The 20,064-nt window shown below is 73.0% G+C and carries 13 protein-coding genes and 1 riboswitch; of the genes, 8 read left to right on the top strand and 5 right to left on the bottom strand.

The window, feature by feature from the left end; genetic code table 11:
* Positions 1-15: 15 nt before the first annotated feature.
* Positions 16-1,203 (bottom strand): C40 family peptidase, encoded by a 1,188-nt coding sequence (locus ACZ67M_RS14515; RefSeq protein ID WP_361352735.1) that lies wholly within the window; start codon positions 1,201-1,203, stop codon positions 16-18.
* Positions 1,204-1,211: 8 nt separating this feature from the next.
* Positions 1,212-1,386: riboswitch (cyclic di-AMP (ydaO/yuaA leader) on the bottom strand.
* Positions 1,387-1,617: 231 nt separating this feature from the next.
* Between ACZ67M_RS14515 and pcrA the strand changes: the two genes are divergently transcribed.
* On the top strand, positions 1,618-4,104 hold the full coding sequence (gene pcrA, locus ACZ67M_RS14510; protein ID WP_392010036.1) for a DNA helicase PcrA: 2,487 nt from the start codon (positions 1,618-1,620) through the stop codon (positions 4,102-4,104).
* A 98-nt stretch (positions 4,105-4,202) separates the two neighbouring features.
* On the opposite strand, the gene ACZ67M_RS14505 is transcribed toward pcrA, so the two are convergent.
* Positions 4,203-5,888: a M23 family metallopeptidase gene (locus ACZ67M_RS14505; protein WP_469851066.1), complete on the bottom strand. Its 1,686-nt coding sequence runs from the start codon at positions 5,886-5,888 to the stop codon at positions 4,203-4,205.
* Positions 5,889-6,084: 196 nt separating this feature from the next.
* Positions 6,085-7,068: an esterase/lipase family protein gene (locus ACZ67M_RS14500; protein WP_467319730.1), complete on the bottom strand. Its 984-nt coding sequence runs from the start codon at positions 7,066-7,068 to the stop codon at positions 6,085-6,087.
* 544 nt (positions 7,069-7,612) lie between these two features.
* On the opposite strand from ACZ67M_RS14500, the gene ACZ67M_RS14495 reads away from it, so the two are divergent.
* Positions 7,613-8,029, top strand: a complete 417-nt coding sequence (locus tag ACZ67M_RS14495; protein WP_125492772.1) for a cobalamin B12-binding domain-containing protein — start codon at positions 7,613-7,615, stop codon at positions 8,027-8,029.
* Positions 8,030-8,085: 56 nt separating this feature from the next.
* On the opposite strand, the gene ACZ67M_RS14490 is transcribed toward ACZ67M_RS14495, so the two are convergent.
* Together ACZ67M_RS14490 and ACZ67M_RS14485 are read right to left on the bottom strand one after the other, a co-directional pair.
* Entirely contained in the window at positions 8,086-9,714 is a 1,629-nt protein-coding gene (locus ACZ67M_RS14490) for a DUF5691 domain-containing protein (RefSeq protein ID WP_469851064.1), read from the bottom strand.
* Between the two features lie 188 nt (positions 9,715-9,902).
* A complete protein-coding gene (locus ACZ67M_RS14485) occupies positions 9,903-11,270 on the bottom strand; it encodes an SWIM zinc finger family protein (protein WP_469851062.1) in 1,368 nt (455 codons plus the stop codon).
* Positions 11,271-11,401: 131 nt separating this feature from the next.
* Here ACZ67M_RS14485 and ACZ67M_RS14480 point away from each other — a divergent pair, with 131 nt between their 5' ends.
* From ACZ67M_RS14480 to sucD, 6 genes are all read left to right on the top strand, one after another.
* Positions 11,402-12,511: an ATP-binding protein gene (locus ACZ67M_RS14480; RefSeq protein WP_469851061.1), complete on the top strand. Its 1,110-nt coding sequence runs from the start codon at positions 11,402-11,404 to the stop codon at positions 12,509-12,511.
* A gap of 138 nt (positions 12,512-12,649) precedes the next feature.
* Positions 12,650-15,097 carry a DUF5682 family protein gene (locus ACZ67M_RS14475; RefSeq protein ID WP_469851059.1) on the top strand — a complete coding sequence of 816 codons (2,448 nt, stop codon included), beginning with the start codon at positions 12,650-12,652 and terminating at the stop codon, positions 15,095-15,097.
* Positions 15,094-16,263, top strand: a complete 1,170-nt coding sequence (locus tag ACZ67M_RS14470) for a VWA domain-containing protein (RefSeq protein ID WP_392099200.1) — start codon at positions 15,094-15,096, stop codon at positions 16,261-16,263. The genes ACZ67M_RS14475 and ACZ67M_RS14470 overlap by 4 nt, the downstream gene beginning before the upstream one ends.
* 171 nt (positions 16,264-16,434) lie before the next feature.
* The gene (locus ACZ67M_RS14465) at positions 16,435-17,373 is read left to right on the top strand and encodes a hypothetical protein (RefSeq protein ID WP_469851057.1); all 939 of its coding nucleotides are present in this window, start codon (positions 16,435-16,437) and stop codon (positions 17,371-17,373) included.
* A gap of 589 nt (positions 17,374-17,962) precedes the next feature.
* Entirely contained in the window at positions 17,963-19,144 is a 1,182-nt protein-coding gene (sucC, locus tag ACZ67M_RS14460; RefSeq protein WP_122615830.1) for an ADP-forming succinate--CoA ligase subunit beta, read from the top strand.
* A 27-nt stretch (positions 19,145-19,171) separates the two neighbouring features.
* Entirely contained in the window at positions 19,172-20,056 is an 885-nt protein-coding gene (gene sucD / locus ACZ67M_RS14455) for a succinate--CoA ligase subunit alpha (RefSeq protein WP_361352709.1), read from the top strand.
* Positions 20,057-20,064 lie beyond the last annotated feature (8 nt).

The raw sequence follows: 20,064 nt of genomic DNA, 5'->3' as shown, positions 1-20,064 counted from the left end.
AGAGAGCCGCGCCGGTCAGGCCGGGCGCACCACGCTGTGGATCGACGACTCGCCGTCGTAGTAGATCGACTCCTCGCGCACGTACGCACCCGGCTTCGGGGCGTGGATCATCATGCCGTTGCCGATGTAGAGGCCGACGTGGCTGAGGTCGTCGTAGAAGAAGACCAGGTCACCGGGTTGCGCCTGGGAGACGGGGACGGTCGTTCCGGCGTTGACCTGGTCGTACGTGACGCGCGGCAGCGTCACCCCCGCGGCCTTCCAGGCGGCCTGGGTGAGGCCGGAGCAGTCGTAGGAGCCGGGGCCGGTGGCGCCCCAGACGTACGGCTTGCCGATCTGGGCGCGGGCGAAGCCGAGCGCCTTCTCGGCCTTGGTGCCGTACGACGAGTCCGGCGTCGAGGAGCCGCTGCCGCCGGACTCCGAGGAACCGGTGGAGGAGCCACCGCCGCTCTCCTGCTGTGCGGCCTCCTCCCGCCGCTCGCGCTCCTCGGCCTGCTGCCGGGCCTGCTGCTCGGCCAGCTCCGCGGCCTTGCGGGCGGCCTCCTCCTGCTTCTTCTTCTCGATCGCCGCGAGCCGGGCCTTCTCCTCGGCGGTCAGCTTCGAGAGCAGTTCACGCGCGGTGGCGAGCTTCTTCTGGACGGTCGACTTGGCCGTCTTCAGGTCCTGCTGCGAGCCGGTGAGCGTCTCCAGGCTCTCGGCGGCCTCCCGGCGCTTCTTCATCGTCTCGGACTGCTGCGTGACGTAGTCGTCGACCGCCGTCTTCTGACGGCCGGTGAGCCGGCCCATCAGCTGGTTCTGGTCGAAGTACTCCTGCGGCGAGTCCGCGAGCAGGAAGGTCGCCGTCTCCGGGACCGCCGTGCCCGTGCGGTACTGCGCGGAGGCGAAGGAACCCAGCTCCTCGCGCGCGTCGTTGAGCTTCTGGGTGCGCTGGGCGACGTCGTCGAGGAGCGTGTCGACCTTCTTGCGCTGCTTGGCGGTCTTCTCCTTGGCCGCGTTGTACTTCTCGGTGGCCGACCCCGCCTGGCGGTAGAGGTCGTCGACCTTCTTCTCGACCTCTTCGAGGCTCGGCCTGTCGTCGTCCGACGGGGTGGCGTTCGCCGTCTGGGACAGCAGGGCGACGGAGGTGAGGGCCGCTGTGGCGAGGGCCGGGGTCCGTATGCCCGCGACGCGTGATCCGGTGGGGCGCGACTTGCGGTGCGACGCCAAGGAGGCGCTCCTTCCAAGTGCTCCGCCTACCGGGTTAGCTGTCGGGTTCGGGCGGCACGGAAGGGTTGCCCTACGGCGGACCGTCCTCATGGAGGGCGGTACGGCCGATTCACCCCAAGTTCTCGGTTGGGTCCCCGGCTCCGGGCGCCGTGGCGGGCACGCCGGACTCGGCGGAGGCCGCGCGGCCCGGCGAGGTTCGCCGGAGGGGGTCGTTCGGCCTGCCCGCACCGTAGCCAACTCGTGTGGCCGCTGTGAAGGTTGGTGGGTGATATGCCCGATACATTTTCGTGACCTTGGCGGCGGGCGTCACTCTTCGTGTCCCGGCAGGTCGCAGGGTGTACCGGTGTGAGGTGTCCCGGACATTTTCCGGGGTGGCGCCGGGTTGTCGGTGGGGCGCCCTAGACTCGGAGAGCGATGAGCAGCCTCTTTGACGACAGCTTCCTGGCGAGCCTCCAGACCCCCCGGGGTCACGAGGAGGAACCCCCGCCGCCGCCCGAGGACGGTCACGGACCGGAGCCGGTCCCGCACGATCTGTTCGGCGGGAAGTTCGACGCGCCCCCGGAGCGCGACCGGTACTACCGGGACGGCGCCCCGCGCCCCGCCCTGGACCCGGCCGCCCTCCTGGACGGGCTGAACGACAACCAGCGCGCCGCCGTGGTGCACTCCGGCTCCCCCCTGCTCATCGTGGCCGGCGCCGGCTCCGGCAAGACCCGCGTGCTCACCCACCGCATCGCCCACCTGCTGGCCGAGCGCGGCGTCCACCCGGGCCAGATCCTCGCGATCACCTTCACCAACAAGGCCGCCGGGGAGATGAAGGAGCGCGTCGAGCAGCTCGTCGGCCCGCGCGCCAACGCGATGTGGGTGATGACCTTCCACAGCGCCTGCGTCCGCATCCTGCGCCGCGAGTCGAAGCGGCTCGGCTTCACGTCGTCCTTCTCGATCTACGACGCCGCCGACTCCAAGCGGCTCATGGCGCTGGTCTGCCGCGACCTCGACCTGGACCCCAAGCGCTTCCCGCCCAAGTCCTTCAGCGCCAAGATCAGCAACCTGAAGAACGAGCTGATCGACGAGGAGGACTTCGCCGCGCAGGCCACCGACGGCTTCGAGAAGACGCTCGCCCAGGCGTACGCCATGTACCAGTCGCGGCTGCGTGAGGCCAACGCCCTCGACTTCGACGACCTGATCATGACGACGGTCAACCTGCTCCGCGCCTTCCCGGACGTCGCCGAGCACTACCGCCGCCGCTTCCGGCACGTCATGGTCGACGAGTACCAGGACACCAACCACGCCCAGTACGCCCTGGTGCGCGAACTGGTCGGCACCTCCGAGCACCCGGTCGACGTGCCGCCCGAGGCCGAGGTCCCGCCCGCCGAGCTGTGCGTGGTGGGCGACGCCGACCAGTCGATCTACGCCTTCCGCGGCGCCACCATCCGCAACATCCTCCAGTTCGAGGAGGACTACCCGAACGCGACGACGATCCTCCTGGAGCAGAACTACCGCTCCACCCAGACCATCCTCACCGCCGCCAACGCGGTCATCGAGCGCAATGAGTCCCGCCGGCCCAAGAACCTGTGGACCAACCAAGGCGCCGGCGCGCAGATCACCGGGTACGTCGCCGACACCGAGCACGACGAGGCCCAGTTCGTCGCCGACGAGATAGACCGTCTCACGGACGCGGGCGAGGCCAAGGCGGGCGACGTCGCCGTCTTCTACCGCACCAACGCGCAGTCCCGTGTCTTCGAAGAGGTCTTCATCCGCACCGGCCTGCCCTACAAGGTCGTCGGCGGCGTCCGCTTCTACGAGCGCAAGGAGGTCCGGGACGTCCTGGCCTACCTGCGGGTGCTGGCCAACCCGGAGGACTCGGTGCCGCTGCGCCGGATCCTCAACGTCCCCAAGCGCGGCATCGGCGACCGGGCCGAGGCGATGATCGACGCGCTGTCGCAGCGCGAGAAGATCAGCTTCCCGCAGGCGCTCAAGCGCGTCGACGAGGCGTACGGCATGGCGGCGCGTTCCGCCAACGCCGTCAAGCGGTTCAACACGCTCATGGAGGACCTGCGCACCATCGTCGAGTCCGGCGCCGGACCCGCGACCGTCCTGGAGGCGATCCTCGAACGCACCGGCTACCTCGCCGAGTTGCAGGCATCCACCGACCCGCAGGACGAGACCCGCATCGAGAACCTCCAGGAACTCGCGGCCGTCGCCCTGGAGTTCGAGCAGGAGCGTGCCGAGGGCGAGGAGGCCGGCACCCTCGCCGACTTCCTGGAGAAGGTCGCCCTGGTCGCCGACTCCGACCAGATCCCGGACGAGGAGGACGGCGACGGCGTCGTTACCCTGATGACCCTGCACACCGCCAAGGGCCTGGAGTTCCCGGTCGTCTTCCTCACCGGCATGGAGGACGGCGTCTTCCCGCACATGCGCGCCCTCGGCCAGGCCAAGGAGCTGGAGGAGGAACGGCGGCTGGCGTACGTCGGCATCACCCGCGCCCGCGAGCGGCTCTACCTGACCCGGTCCACCCTGCGCAGCGCCTGGGGCCAGCCCTCCTACAACCCGCCCTCGCGCTTCCTGGAGGAGATCCCGGCCCCCCACCTGGAGTGGAAGCGCACCGGTGCGAACGGACCGGCTCCCTCCGCGCCGGTCTCGGGAGTGGCGGCCTCGCTGTCGTCGTCCCGTTCCCGTTCCTCGGCGTCGGGCGCGTCCGGCTTCGCCACCCGCCGGTCCGCCGGAGCGGAGCAGCCCACGGTGTCCCTGGCGGTCGGCGACCGCGTCACGCACGACCAGTTCGGGCTCGGGACGGTCGTCGGGGTCAAGGGCACCGGGTCCAACGCCGAGGCGACCATCGACTTCGGCGACACCAAGCCGAAGCGGCTGCTGCTGCGGTACGCGCCGGTGGAGAAGCTCTGACGGTGCCGGACCGGCCGCGCGGGCCCGGGCTGCGGCTCGGGTCCGCGGCCGGGCGGCGCACACACCGGGGGCGGGCCGACGGCTGAGCCGCTACGGCGTCACTGAGGGTTGAGTCCGTGGCTGCGCAGCCACGACAGCGGGTCGATCGCCGAGCCGCCCGAGGGGCGCACCTCGAAGTGCAGGTGCGGGCCGGTCGAGTTGCCCGAGTTGCCGGAGAATGCGATGGCGTCACCGGCTTTGACGCTCGTACCCGAGGGAACCTGGTAACTGGAGAGGTGGCAGTACCACGTCTCCGTGCCGTCCTTCGCCGTCACGATCATCATGTTGCCGTACGCGCTGTTGTACTGCGTCCGGACGGTGCCGTCGGTCGCGGCCATCACCGTCGTCCCGTACGACACGGGGAAGTCGATGCCGCTGTGCACGGACATCCAGTTGATGCCGGCCTGCCCGTAGTACGCGCTGAGGCCGTGCTGCGCCACCGGGAGGGCGAACTTGGGGCGCAGCCGCTCCTTGCGGGCCGCCTCCTCCGCCGCGCGCTTCTTCTCGGCGGCCTGCTCGGCCTTGAGGTCGATGCGCTCCTGCGTCCGGCTGGCCCGGTCGGCGAAGTCGTCGGCTCCGGCGGCGAGGCTGGTGAGCTGGGTGTCCAGCTTGTTGTTGGCCGTGGACGGCTTCACCGGCGCCGCCTGCTGATCGCCCGGGTCCGCGGCCGCCGCCGTGGTCTCCGTGCCCTCGTCGCCGGTCAGGCTGCCGACGGAGGCGGCCGCGATACCGGCGACGCTCATCACGCAGGCCGACGGCACGGCGATGGTCAGCAGCGCGGAGCGCTTGGCGGGCTGGCGGCGGCGGGAACGCGCCCCGGCCCGGGAGGCGCCGCGCGCGGCCGGGATGCGGGTGGCCGGGGTGATCTCCTCCTGGCCGTCCAGGAGGACGGTCGCGGTGGGGAGTTCGCCGGTGGCGGTCAACTCGTCTTCGTGCGGGGCCGGTTCGTCCCCGGCGGACAGGATGTCCGAGGTGGCGTCCTGCGCTGCCGCGGGCTCCGCCGGGTGCGCGGTGGTGCCATGGGGGTTCCACTGGGTGGCGTCGTAGGCCCCGGTGTCGAACGTGCCGGTGGCGAAGGCGTTGGCCTCGAAGGTGGCCGTCTCGAAAGCCGTGGCCTCGAAGGTGGCCGTCTCGAAGGCGGCGGTCTCGTCGAAGGCGACCGTCTGGAAAGCGCCGGTGTCCAGGGTGCCGGTGGCGAAGGCACCGGTCTCGAAGCTGCCGGTCTCGAAGGTCTGCGTGCCCCAGTCCCACTGCTGGGTCGCGTCGGCCGGGCTGCCGGACGGGTCCGGCTGGGTCCAGGCGCCGGTGTCCCACTGCCCGGTGGCCTCGGCGCCCGTGGCCTGCGGCTGCACACCGGCGGGATCCTGGTAACCGGCCGTCCACGCGGTCGCGTCGTAGGGCCCGGAGTCGTAGCCGGAGTGGTGCTGGGCGGCGTACGCGTCGTGGTGCTGCTGCCCGCCGCCGTCGGACCACTGGGTGGTGTCGTAGGTGCCCGTGGTGCCGTACGAGCCCGTCGTGTCGTAGGTGCCGGTGGTGTGGCCCGGCAGGCTGCCGAAGAGGGGGTCCGCGTCGAAGGCCGCGGGGGCGGGGCCGTTGGTCGGAAAACCAGTGGTGTCGTAGCCGCCGTACGTGGTGAGGTCGCCGTACTGGGCCTCCCCTGTGCCGTACGACGCGTAATGCGCCGACGCGGCGTCGGAAGCCGAAGCCGGGGTGGTCATGGTCCCCGACGGGTGACGGTCGTTCACCAACTTCTCTTTCGCCTCGACAACAGGGGCTGCCAGAGCAGTGCGGCGACTGTACCCGGCGGTATACGGGCACGACAATCTTCGTCAGGTTTCGCTGGCGCAGGAAACGGGCAATCGGCCGTGTTTTGGGGGACGGCGGGCACGAGTTTGGCTTTTTGTTCGAGTGGTGTTCGATGCTGAACGGGTTGTTTCGGAGTCAGGCGACCGTCAGACCACCGGCTCGTCCGCCCGGGCCCGCTCGCCCACCGGATCCCGCTCGTCCATCCGTCTCCGCCTCGCTCTCCGCCTCGATGGCGTCCAGTGCCTGCCGGATCCCCGTGGCCACGGCCGGGTGCACCGGCAGCGCGAGGTGGCCGACGCCGCTCACCCGTACGTTCTGCACGGTCAGGTCGGGATGGTCGAGACAAGCCGTCTCCAGCGGGTCCATCACCCGGTCCAGGTCGCTCCAGAAGCTGACGAACTGCGTACGGCAGCCGGGCGTGGGCCGGGACAGCTCCTCGATCACCGCCGACCCGGGGCGCATCTGGCGCACGATCGGGTGCGCGTTGGCCAGCGGGACCACGCGGGTGCCGGAGTGCGGGGTACCGAGCGTCACCAGCGTCCGGACCCGCAGGTCACCGCCGAGCCGCTGCACGTAGTACCGCGCGATCAGCCCGCCGAGGCTGTGCCCGACGACGTCCACGCGCTCGCTGCCGGTGCGCTCGCAGATCTCCTCGATGTGCCGGCCGAGCAATTCGGCCGCCGTGCGGATGTCGCAGGTCAGGGGGGAGTAGTTCAGCGAATCGACCTGGTGCCTGCCGTGCTGGGCCAGGCTGCGGCGCAGCAGCAGGAAGACGGAGCGGTTGTCGATGAAGCCGTGCAGCAGGACGACCGGCGTGCTCGCGGGGGCCGGGAGCCGGGGGGTGGGCGGGGAGGGCTCCGGGTCCCGTGAGCCGGCGGACGGGAGGGGCAGGGAGGGGCGGCGCTCCTGGACGATCCCCGAGGGGTAGAGGAGCAGATGCCCGGCGAGGATCGCGACCTCCAGGGCGCTCGCCTTCAGGAAGGTCAGGGAGAGCCCGGTCAGCCGTCCGGGCAGCCTCGCCAGTTCCGGTAGTCCCGGGATCCCGGGCAGGCCGGGCAAGCCCGGGAGGAGACGCTGAAAAAGCGGAAGAAGGGGCAGTGCTGCCGTGGTGACCTTCATGGGGCCGACCTCCGTCCGGCACGCGCAGGGACGCGTCTGTCCCCCGTGTGCCCTCGTTGGAGTGCCGTGACACCAGTGATTGGCGATGTCCGCGAGGTTTACCCGGATGGGTGTGTCGACGTGCGGTATCCGAGCCAAGGGTGTCCCACGGGTCTGGTCTGACCTGTGGGATTCGTCTGGCCCGTGGTGTCTCGTGGTGTCGGTGATACGGCGGCGGGGCCCGCTGCTTTCCCGTCCCGCCCTCGCTGCGGCTCTCCGTGCGCGTGATGTCGCCGCGCCCTGGTGCGGTGCGCGGCGAACGTGTCCCACCGTGTGATTTCCCCCTCTGTATCCACCGCGAAACTGCCGGTTGCGGGATGCTGGAGATAACGTTCGTTCACTTCCCGCACGCCGTGGTGCGGGGCATGCGTGCCGCGAAGGCGCGCGCTGTGCGGACTTCGTGCACGACGGTGCGGTTCCGAGTGCCGCGCTGCTGTGTACGGCGTCGGCGAAGTGTGCGGTACTTGTCGGTACGGATGGATGTAGTCGCTTCATGGAGGCAGTGATGGGTGTGGCAGCCGGTCCGATCCGCGTGGTGGTGGCCAAGCCGGGGCTCGACGGCCACGATCGCGGGGCCAAGGTGATCGCGCGGGCCCTGCGTGACGCCGGTATGGAGGTCATCTACACCGGGCTTCACCAGACACCCGAGCAGATCGTGGACACCGCGATCCAGGAGGACGCCGACGCGATCGGGCTGTCCATCCTCTCCGGTGCGCACAACACGCTCTTCGCCGCCGTGATCGCGCTGCTGCGGGAACGGGACGCGGCGGACATCCTCGTCTTCGGCGGCGGGATCATCCCCGAGGCGGACATCGCTCCGCTGAAGGAGAAGGGCGTCGCCGAGATCTTCACGCCGGGTGCCACGACGGCGTCGATCGTGAACTGGGTCCGCGCGAACGTGCGGGAACACGCGGAGGCGTAACCGCCCCCCTCTCGGGCGGTCGCGGGTGCCGGCGGCTCCCACGCGTGCGCCACGCCCTATCCCGCTGCCAGCTCCTCCGCCATCGCCGCCCGCAACCGCAGTGTCGTGACGAGCCGTTGGAAGGCCTCCGCCCAGTAGCCACCGGCGCCCGGCGACGCGTCCTCCGACTCGTCCGGTATCGCCAGCAGGCCGTTGAGGCGGCCCGCCTCCGCGGGGTCGAGGCAGCGTTCGGCCAGCCCCATCACGCCGCTGAAGCTCCACGGATAACTCCCGGCGTCCCGGGCGATGTCGAGCGCGTCCACCACGGCACGTCCGAGCGACGGGGCCCACGGCACCCCGCACATGCCGAGCAGCTGGAACGCCTCGGACAGCCCGTGGGTGGCGATGAAACCCGCCACCCAATCGGCCCGTTCACCCGCCCTCAGCGTGCCGAGCAGCTTGGCCCGCTCGGCCAGGGACACCGCGCCGGGACCACCGGCCTCGGGCGCCGTGGGGGCTCCCAGCAACGCCCGCGCCCACGCCCCGTCGCGTTGTCGCACCGCCGCCCGGCACCATGCCGCGTGCAGTTCGCCCCGCCAGCCGTCCGCCACCGGCAGGGCGACGATCTCCTCGGGGCCGCGTCCGCCGAGCCGAGCCGGCCAGGTCGCCAGCGGGGCCGCCTCGACCAACTGACCGAGCCACCAGGACCGTTCGCCCCGCCCGCCGGGCGGCTTGGCCACCACGCCGTCCCGCTCCATGCCCGCGTCGCACTCGTGCGGCGCCTCGACGGCGATCGCCGTACGGTCCGGGGCGCGGTCGAGGGACACGCAGGTCACGGCCCGGGCCGCCATCCGCGCGGCCAGCGCCGAGCCCGGCAGGGCCGACAGCAGCTCCGCCGCCGTCGCCCGGACATTGCGGCTGCGGTCGGCCAGCGCCTGCTCCAGGAAGGGCTCGTCCGCCGGTGCGAGTCCGGTCCGCAGCGAGTCGAGGAACATCAGCCGGTCCTCGGCCCGCTCCGTCGCCCAGGTCGAGGCCAGCAGCCCGCGCGCGCCGGCCGGGTCGCGGGCGCGCAGGGAGGCCAGCAGGGCGACCCGTTCGGCGAACAGGCCCTCGTCCCAGAGCCGCCGGACCCGGTCCGCGGCGTCGGGACCGGGCAGCGCGGTCCCGCCGCCCGGCGTGGCACGCAGGGCGAACCGCCAGTCCGGATTCAGCCGGGCCAGCCACAGGGCACGGGGCCCCGCGAACCGCAGCGCCGCCGGCCGCAGGTCCGTGCGCCCGCGTGCCGCGTCCAGCAGTGCCGGAAGCGCCGCGGGCGGCGCCGCGAAACCGCGCGTGTTGGCCGTCGCCAGCCACTGGGGCAGCAGCTCCATCAGATCGGGCGCGGCCCCCCGGCGCCCGCCGGTCGCGGCGCCGGGCCGGTCGGCGAGCAGCATCGTGAGGCGCCGGGCGGCCGCGGCGGGCAGGGGCGGGCGCGGATCCGCGGGGGCCGGGTCGGGGCGCCGCGCCGCACGGGCCGGCCGCAGCCCGGCACGGCGACGGACGGTCTCCGCGGCCGCCGCGTCGAGCAGCGCGGCCGGCGCACCCGGTCCGGGCTCGCTGCCCGGCGGCGTACGCCGGTCCGTGCCGAGCAGGGCGGCGGTGACGAGTTCCTCCCAGGAGGCCGTCGTCGGCGATGGCGTGCTCGGGGGAGTGGGTGTGCTGGTCATGCGGTTCCCCTCTGGTTCCCTCTGGTGTCCATGGCCTGGGGCGGGTCGGTGCGGGTGTGGGGCGTGGCGCGGGGTGGGGGCGCGGGCGTGCGGGGTGTGGGCGTTGAACCGGCAGGTGCGGGCGTGCGGGGTGTGGCTGGACCCGCCAGGTGCGGGCGTGGGACGCGCCCGTTCCGGCGCCGGGCGGGTCAGTACAGCGGCACCGCCGGGCCGGGGCCGGCCGGCCAGGCCGTCAGCGGAGTGAGACCCCGGTGGCCGCACTCGCCGAAGACCGTGACGGGCGCGCCGCCCGACAGTGCGGCCAGCCGCCAGATGCCCGCCCGGTTTCCGGCGCCCGGTACGAGCGGCAGCGCGGTGTCGTCGTCGGCGTCCGCCAGCTGCCACGCGTCGCCGTCCGGCACCGGGACGACGCGCCCCAGCGTCACCGGCACCGAGTCCAGCCACGGGTCGTCGCGGAGGGCCTCGCCGAACCGGGCGGCGGCTCTGGACGTGGTCACTCCTCTCGGGCGGGTCTCCGTGGGCGCGGCCTGTCCGAACCGCCGCCCCAGAGCCGCCCGCTGCTGTCCGGCGCCCGGATACGCCGACACCTCGGCCTCCAGCGTCAGACCCGCCGGAAGCGCCAACTCCGGTGCCCTGCCCGCGGCACCGTAGGAGAGGAGCAGCGCCGTCCGGTCCGTCTCCGTGCCGTACAGCCAGATGCGACGGGTCGTCAGCCGCGCGTCCGCGGTGTCGTACTGGGCGAGGACCAGCCAGTGGTCCCGCACCGGCGGACCGCCCGCGGAGGCCGGCAGACCCACGCGCGAACGGACGGTCGCCGCCAGCCCGTCGGGCAGGCCCTCGCGCCGCAGCCAGCCCTGGTCGAGCAAGTGGAGGAGGGCGCACTCCTCCAGCAGCCGGACCGGCCAGCCGGCGCCCGACGACGGTATGGAGCCCAGCTCCCGCACGCGTGCGGCCAGACCCGGGGCCTGGGCGTCGACCATGCGGGCCGCCGTCTCCTCCCACAGCCCGTAGCCCGCCTGCCCGGCGCCGGCCAGGCCGCCGCGCAGCAGGTCCGTCAGCCGCTGCTCCAGCTCCGTCGCGCCCGCGGTGATCCGCCCGGCCCGCCGCAGGGCCCGGCGCCGCGCCGCCTCCGGATCAGCGGTCCCGGCCCCCTGCCCGGGCGGCGAGTCCGCCGGGCTCGCTCCCTCTCTCCCTTCCGCGCGCTCACGTCGTCCGGCGAGCCAACGCTCCGCCCATTCGGGCGCTGCCGCCCCCGGCGCCGCGACGCCCCCGCCCGACCAGAGCAGCAGCAGCCCCAGCGCGTGCTTGCACGGGACCTTGGGGCTCGGGCACGCGCACCGGTACGCGGGCCCGGACCCGTCCGCGACGTCGACGACCGTGCGGTACGGCTCGCTGCCGCTGCCCTTGCACAGCCCCCACACCGCCCCCTCGTCGGAACTCCCCACCTCGGACCACGGACCGGCCGCCCCCAACCTGCCGCCCGCCGAACGTGACGCGGCGTCAGGTGCCAGTGCCAGCACCTGTTCCACGGTCCAGCGCTCCCCCTGCTGAGTCATGACATCGAAGGTAGATCCTCCCACTGACAACGCCCCCGGCGAGAGCGTTTTCGCAGCTCAGAGCGATTGTCAGTGGCGTGGTGCACCGTGGATGACAGATCGAACCGGCCGAGCTGGAGGGGGAATCAGCCATGCCTGTGTCCGTGGAAGCGATGTCCGGGGTGGAGAGGCTGCGGCCCCACGCCGAGCAGGCCTTCGGGGCCGAACTGGCCGCGCTGGCCGCGCAGGACGACCGTCCGCGCCCGGCGCGGTGGAAGCTGTCGCCCTGGGCCGTCGCGACCTATCTGCTCGGCGGCACCCTGCCCGACGGCACCGTGATCACCCCGAAGTACGTGGGCTCGCGCCGCATCGTCGAGGTCGCCGTCAGCACGCTCGCCACCGACCGCGCCCTGCTCCTGCTCGGCGTGCCCGGCACCGCGAAGACCTGGGTGTCCGAGCACCTCGCGGCGGCCGTCAGCGGCGACTCCACCCTGCTGGTGCAGGGCACCGCCGGCACCCCGGAGGAGGCGATCCGCTACGGCTGGAACTACGCGAGACTCCTCGCCCACGGCCCGAGCCGCGACGCCCTCGTGCCCAGTCCGGTCATGCGGGCCATGACGGACGGCGCGACGGTGCGGGTGGAGGAGCTGACCCGCATCCCCGCCGACGTGCAGGACAGCCTGATCACCATCCTGTCGGAGAAGACCCTGCCGATACCGGAGCTGGGCCAGGAGGTGCAGGCCGTCCGCGGCTTCAACCTGATCGCCACCGCCAACGACCGCGACCGCGGGGTCAACGACCTGTCCAGCGCCCTGCGCCGCCGCTTCAACACGGTGGTGCTGCCGCTGCCCGAGAGCGCCGAGGCCGAGGTCGAGATCGTCACGCGCCGCGTCGACCAGATCGGCCGCTCCCTGGACCTGCCCCCGGCCCCCGACGGCATCGAGGAGATCCGCCGCGTCGTCACCGTCTTCCGTGAACTGCGCGACGGACTGACGGGCGACGGGCGCACGAAGGTGAAGTCGCCCAGCGGCACCCTGTCCACGGCCGAGGCGATCTCCGTGGTCACCGGCGGTCTCGCGCTCTCCGCCCACTTCGGTGACGGGGTGCTGCGGCCCGGCGACGTCGCCGCGGGCATCCTCGGCGCCGTCGTCCGCGATCCCGCCCACGACCGGGTCATCTGGCAGGAGTACCTGGAGACGGTCGTCCGGGAGCGCGACGGCTGGCAGGACTTCTACCGCGCCTGCCGCGGGGTGAGCGTGTGAACGGCGAGCCGGCGTGGACGAGGACGCGGCACGGAGCGGAGACGCGGGTGGCCGGAGCCACGGAGGACGACGAGGACTCGACGTGGGCACGCAGGCTGCGGACTCGGGGGCGGCGGCCCGGTGGGCGAGGGGGACGGTGTGACGGGCACTGACCGCGGAAGGGGCGGCGGCGCGCCCGGACCGCTGCTGCTGGGTGTGCGTCACCACGGCCCGGGGTCCGCGCGGGCGGTGCGGGCGGCGCTGGAGGCGGCCCGGCCGGGGATCGTGCTGATCGAGGGGCCGCCCGAGGCCGACGCCCTGATCCCGCTGGCCGCCGACGAGGACATGCGGCCGCCGGTTGCGCTGCTCGCGCACGCCGTGGACGAGCCCGGCCGCTCGGCCTTCTGGCCGCTGGCCGAGTTCTCCCCGGAGTGGGTGGCCCTCCGCTGGGCCCTGGAACACGACGTGCCGGCCCGCTTCATCGACCTCCCGGCGGCGCACTCACTGGCCTGGCGGTCGGAGGAGGACACGCAGGTGGAGGACACGGAGGAGGAGGACACGGAGGGGGAGGACGCGGAGACGGCGGGCGAGGAGCCGGGGGCGGGCCCGGGGGACCCCTCCTGCGCGTCGGCCCCCGAGGTCCGGGTCGATCCGCTCGCCGCCCTCGCCGGGGCCGCCGGTCACGACGACCCCGAGCGCTGGTGGGAGGACGTCGTCGAGCACCAGGGCCACGGGGGCGGCGACGGCGACGCGCTCGCGCCGTTCACCGCGCTGGAAGAGGCCATGGGTGCCCTGCGGGAGACCGAGGAGGGCGGCGGACACGACGGGCGGGACCTGGTGCGGGAGGCGTACATGCGGCTCCAGGTGCGGGCGGCACAGCGGGATGCCGCCGGGAGCGTCGCCGTGGTGTGTGGGGCGTGGCACGTGCCCGCGCTCCGGCGCAAGGTCACCGCCACCGCCGACCGCGCCCTGCTGAAGGGGCTGCCGAGGACCAAGGTGGACCTGACGTGGGTGCCCTGGACCTACCGACGGCTGTCCCGGTCGGGTGGGTACGGGGCGGGCATCGAGTCGCCCGGCTGGTACGCGCACCTGTTCGGCGCGGCGGACCGGCCGGTCGAGCGCTGGCTGACCAAGGTGGCCGGGCTGCTGCGGGACGAGGGCCGGAACGTCTCCTCGGCGCACGTCATCGAGGCGGTGCGGCTGGCCGGGACGCTCGCGGTGCTGCGCGGGCGCCCGCTGGCCGGACTGGGCGAGACGACGGACGCCGTGCGGGCGGTGATGTGCGACGGCTCGGACGTGCCCCTGGCGCTGGTCCGGGACCGGCTGGTGGTGGGGGACGTGCTGGGGGAGGTCCCCGCGGGGGCGCCCGCCGTGCCCCTGCAGCGCGACCTGGCCCGCGTCCAGCGCCGGCTGCGGCTCAAACCGGAGGCACGGCTGAGGGAGTTGGAACTCGACCTGCGCAAGGACACCGACGCGAGCCGCAGCAGACTGCTGCACCGGCTGCGGCTGCTCGGCGTCGGCTGGGGCGAGCCGGCCGCGTCCCGGGGCAGTACGGGGACGTTCCGCGAGACGTGGCGGCTGCGCTGGGAGCCGGAGCTGTCGGTGCGGGTCGCCGAGGCCGGAGTCTGGGGCACGACCGTGCTCGCCGCCGCGACCGCCAAGGCGGAGGCGGACGCCGTCACCGCGCGCGACCTCGCCGAGGTCACCGCGCTCGCCGAACGCTGCCTGTCGGCCGGGCTGCCGGACGCGCTCACGCCGGTGATGCGGATACTCGCCGACCGCGCGGCGCTCGACACAGACGTCGGCCACCTCGCGCGGGCCCTGCCGGCCCTGGTCCGCTCGTTGCGCTACGGCGACGTGCGCGGCACCGACACGGGTGCGCTGGCGGAGGTCGCCGCGGGGCTCGCCGAGCGCGTCTTCGTCGGTCTGCCCGCGGCCTGCGCCGCCCTGGACGCCGACGCGGCCGACGAGATGCGCGGCCATGTGGACGCCGTGCACGGAGCGGTGGGCCTGCTCGGCGACACCTCCGCGCCGGGCCAGGGCGGCCTGCGGTCCCGCTGGCAGCGGGTGCTGCGGACCCTCTCGACGCGGGACATCGTGCCCGGTGTCGTCCGGGGGCGCGCGGTGCGGCTCCTGCTGGACGACGGTGTGCTGGCGGCGGACGAGGCCGCGCGGTTCATGGGCCTGGCGCTGTCCCGGGGGACGCCGCCGGCGGACGCGGCGGCGTGGATCGAGGGCTTCGTCGGAGGCGGCTCGGGTGGCGGCCTGCTCCTCCTGCACGACGAACGGCTGCTCGCCCTGGTCGACGCCTGGCTGACGGGCGTGGCGGCGGAGGCGTTCACGGAGGTGCTGCCGCTGCTGCGGCGCACCTTCGCGGCCTACGAGCCGGGTGTGCGCCGCAGCCTCGGTGAGCTGGTCCGGCGCGGACCGCAGACGCGGGGGAGGGTGACCACGGCCGGCCCCGGGATACCGGGCTTCGCGGCCGACCTCGACACCGAGCGCGCCGACGCGGTGCTCCCGGTGGTCCGGCTGCTGCTGGGCCCGGCGGGCGACGCCCCGGCGCGAACCGGCCTTGACGGAAACGACCTGGTGGGGGTGGGCGCATGACGACCGAACCGGTGGGGGCCGACGCCGCGCAGGAGCGGCTGCGGCGGTGGCGGCTCGTGCTGGGCGGCAACCCGGCCGACGGCACCGGCCGCACGCTCTCCGGGCAGGACGCCGCGATGGACGGGGCGCTCACCGCGCTCTACGGGAAGGAGGCCGGGGCACGGGGCGGACGGGACCGTGCGGCGGGGCTCGGCGGCTCCGCACCGGCCGTCGCGCGCTGGCTCGGTGACATCCGCACGTACTTCCCCTCCTCCGTCGTACAGGTCATGCAGCGGGACGCGATCGACCGGCTCGGTCTCGCCACGCTGCTGCTGGAGCCGGAGATGCTGGAGGCGGTGGAGGCCGACGTGCACCTGGTCGGCACCCTGCTCTCGCTCAACCAGGCGATGCCGGAGACGACGAAGGAGACGGCGCGGACCGTCGTGCGCAAGGTCGTCGAGGACCTGGAGAAGCGGCTGGCCTCCCGCACCCGGGCCACCCTCACCGGCGCCCTGGACCGCAGCGCCCGCGCCACCCGTCCCCGGCACCACGACATCGACTGGAACCGCACGATCTCGGCCAACCTCAAGCACTACCTGCCCGAGTACGGGACGGTCGTGCCGGAGCGGCTCGTCGGCTACGCGCGGGCGTCCCGGTCGGTGAGGAAGGAAGTGGTCCTCTGCGTCGACCAGTCGGGGTCGATGGCGGCATCGGTCGTGTACGCGTCGGTGTTCGGGGCGGTGCTGGCGTCCATGCCGTCGTTGGAGACCCGGCTCGTCCTCTTCGACACGGCGGTCGTCGACCTGACCGACCAACTGGACGACCCGGTCGACGTGCTCTTCGGCACGCGACTCGGCGGCGGTACGGACATCAACCGGGCGCTGGCGTACTGCCAGTCGCGGATCACCCGGCCCGCGGAGACCGTGGTCGTGCTGATCAGCGACCTCTACGAGGGAGGCATCCGGGACGAGATGCTCAGGCGGGTCGCGGCGATGCAGGCGGCGGGGGTGCGGTTCGTGACGCTGCTGGCCCTGTCCGACGAGGGGACCCCCGCCTACGACAGGGAGCACGCGGCTGCGCTCGCCGCGCTGGGGGCACCCGCGTTCGCCTGCACGCCCGACCACTTCCCGGAGGTGATGGCGGCGGCGATCGAGCGGCGGCCCCTGCCGATACCGGACGCCGGGTGACGATTCGTCCATCCGGGGTGGCCCAATTCCCGCCGCTGAAACGGACATCGCTACCCATCGGTAATGAGGGGCTTGCGCACACCGCGGAGTCCCGTGCGAGGATCGCGCGTCATCGGCGCGTTGCTCGACGCGCGAGCCGTTCCACCGCCGCACGGGAGGAATCTCCCCCTCTTGATCTGGTCAGCCGTCCTGCCCGGTGCCGCTCTGCGCGTGATGCGCACGGCGGCCGGGCGGCGTGCCCTGCACGTGGCGCTGCTGGTGGGCGGGTTGTTCGTGCTCGGCGTGGTCTGCGGGGAGCGGGCCCAGGCGGCCGACGGGGCGCCGTCCCTGCGGGACACCGTGCGGCAGGTCGTCGACGTGCCGGTGGGGCGTCCGGCGACGGAGGCGCGTGAGCCGGCCCCCCTCCCGCCGAAGGACGTGCTCGCCGCCGTCGGGGACGTGGTGGAGCGGACGACCGAGCGGCTGCCCCTGCTCTCCGCCGCATCCGGCGCGGACCCGGGCCTCTCCGTCCCCGGCTTCACGGACCGCGGCTCCTCCGATCCCCCGGCCCCCGCGTGGCCGTCGCTGCCTCCGCTGTCGGAGCTTCCGGACCCCTCCGGGGCCGGCGGTTCGGACGGTTGGGCCGACCCGTCCCTGCCGGACGGCCGCCAGTCGGATCCGGCCGGGGCCGACGACTCCGCGCGCCCTTCCGACGGAGCCGACACCTCCGACGCCGCCGACCCCGACAAGGCCACCGAACCCCGCACCGCAACCGTCACCACCGACACCGACACCGGCCCCGACGCCACCGACCACGCCACGCACATCGGCCCTGCCCCCGGCGCGGTCGAGACCGGCGCGCAACCCCCGGTGACGCACTCCGGCACCCCCGGCCGAGCCACCCCGGCCCCCACCGACCACGCCCCCACCCGGCACGCCCCCACCGGCGCCCCCGACGGATCGCTGGGTACCGCGACCGGTGCCGACCAGGGGATGCCCCGTCACGGTGACGCGCACGCGGTGACCCCGCAGCACCGGATCCCGTTCCGGCTTGTCCCCGTGGCGCTCGAGCGTGCCCACACGGGCGAGACCCGGGATCCGTTCCGGGACATCCCCGTCTCTCCCGCCTAGCCGGCGGAACCTCCCTGTCGCGAGCGCGCGTCTGAGGCCCCTGGGGCGGATGCGCCCGACGGGCGTCCACCGACGCGCCCGCGCCCTCGCACTCCCGTACCTCCGCCGTACCCCCGTCCCACCCACCGACTCCGCGAAGCGGCAGCCCGAGACGGTCGAAAGCCGTCGGCCTCCCTCGGGCCGAAACTCCGCGGATGGGCCGGACGGTCCCCATTGGGGTGGGGACCGTCCGACCCGCACACCGGGGACCCGCACCCCTGCGGGCCTCCCGGCCGACGGGCCTCACCGGGCTAACCCCAGCCCGGTGAGGCTCCCCGCGCCCCGCTCGAATGCGCCCGGCACCCCACCGCGGCCGCTCACATCCGGCACCGCGTGCCAGTGAGCGCGGCATCATGTGACAGGCATCACCGCTCAGGTGTGACCCACGATTTAGGGACCCCCGGCATGCGGCGATAACCTGCGAGACGGACATGCCGCGCGCTCGGTCACCGTGTGCGCTCCCCTTGTGACACAGCGGACGTCACGTTGCCCTTCGCGGCACGCCCACGCATCCAACGAACCGCGAGATCACTGATAGGGACGGAAGCGCGTGGACCTGTTCGAGTACCAGGCGAGGGACCTCTTCGCCAAGCACGATGTACCGGTGCTGGCCGGTGAAGTCATCGACACGCCTGAGGCGGCGCGCGCGATCACCGAGGGTCTGGGCGGCAAGTCCGTCGTCAAGGCTCAGGTGAAGGTCGGTGGCCGCGGCAAGGCCGGCGGCGTGAAGCTCGCCGCCTCCGCGGACGAGGCCGTCGCCCGCGCGACGGACATCCTCGGCATGGACATCAAGGGCCACACGGTCCACAAGGTGATGATCGCCGAGACCGCTCCGGAGATCGTCGAGGAGTACTACGTCTCCTTCCTCCTCGACCGTGCCAACCGCACCTTCCTCTCCATCGCCTCCGTCGAGGGCGGCATGGAGATCGAGGAGGTGGCGGCCACCCGTCCGGAGGCCGTCGCCAAGACGCCGATCGACGCGATCGACGGCGTGACGCCCGAGAAGGCGCGCGAGATCGTCGAGGCCGCGAAGTTCCCGGCCGAGGTCGCCGACAAGGTCGCCGACATCCTGGTCAAGCTGTGGGACACCTTCATCAAGGAGGACGCCCTCCTGGTCGAGGTCAACCCGCTGGCCAAGGTCGCGGGCGGCGACGTCATCGCCCTCGACGGCAAGGTGTCGCTGGACGACAACGCCGAGTTCCGTCACCCCGACTTCGAGGCCCTCCACGACAAGGCCGCGGCCAACCCGCTCGAGGCCGCCGCCAAGGAGAAGAACCTCAACTACGTCAAGCTCGACGGCGAGGTCGGCATCATCGGCAACGGCGCGGGTCTCGTCATGAGCACCCTGGACGTCGTCGCGTACGCCGGTGAGAAGCACGGCAACGTGAAGCCCGCCAACTTCCTGGACATCGGTGGCGGCGCCTCCGCCCAGGTGATGGCGAACGGCCTGGAGATCATCCTCGGCGACCCGGACGTCCGCTCCGTGTTCGTCAACGTCTTCGGCGGCATCACCGCCTGCGACGAGGTCGCCAACGGCATCGTCCAGGCGCTGAAGCTCCTGGAGGACCGCGGCGAGAAGGTAGAGAAGCCGCTCGTCGTCCGCCTCGACGGCAACAACGCCGAGCTGGGCCGCAAGATCCTCACCGACGCCAACCACCCGCTGGTCCAGCGCGTCGACACCATGGACGGCGCGGCCGACAAGGCCGCCGAGCTGGCCCACGCCGCCAAGTAAGCACTCAGGACGAGGACAGAACACACCATGGCTATCTGGCTCAACAAGGACAGCAAGGTCATCGTCCAGGGCATGACCGGCGCCACCGGCATGAAGCACACCAAGCTCATGCTCGGTGACGGCACCGAGGTCGTGGGCGGCGTGAACCCGCGCAAGGCGGGCACCTCCGTGGACTTCGACGGCACCGAGGTACCGGTCTTCGGCACCGTCAAGGAGGCCATCGAGAAGACCGGCGCCAACGTCTCCGTCATCTTCGTGCCGGAGAAGTTCACCAAGGACGCCGTCGTCGAGGCCATCGACGCCGAGATCCCCCTGGCCGTCGTGATCACCGAGGGCATCGCCGTGCACGACTCGGCCGCCTTCTGGTCGTACGCCGGCAAGAAGGGCAACAAGACCCGGATCATCGGCCCGAACTGCCCCGGCATCATCACCCCGGGCCAGTCCAACGTCGGCATCATCCCGGGCGACATCACCAAGCCGGGCCGCATCGGCCTGGTCTCGAAGTCCGGCACGCTGACGTACCAGATGATGTACGAGCTGCGTGACATCGGCTTCTCGACCGCCGTCGGCATCGGTGGCGACCCGATCATCGGCACCACGCACATCGACGCGCTCGCCGCGTTCGAGGCCGACGCCGAGACCGACCTGATCGTCATGATCGGCGAGATCGGCGGCGACGCCGAGGAGCGTGCGGCCGAGTTCATCGCGAAGAACGTGACCAAGCCGGTCGTCGGCTACGTCGCGGGCTTCACCGCGCCCGAGGGCAAGACCATGGGCCACGCCGGCGCCATCGTCTCCGGTTCGTCCGGCACCGCCCAGGCGAAGAAGGAGGCCCTGGAGGCCGCGGGCGTCAAGGTCGGCAAGACCCCGACCGAGACGGCCAAGCTCGCCAGGGAGATCCTGAACGGCTGACCTCGCCT

It is taken from the genome of Streptomyces sp. NPDC107500 (genome assembly GCF_055582785.1).
This window is presented reverse-complemented; position numbering and strand designations above follow the sequence as displayed.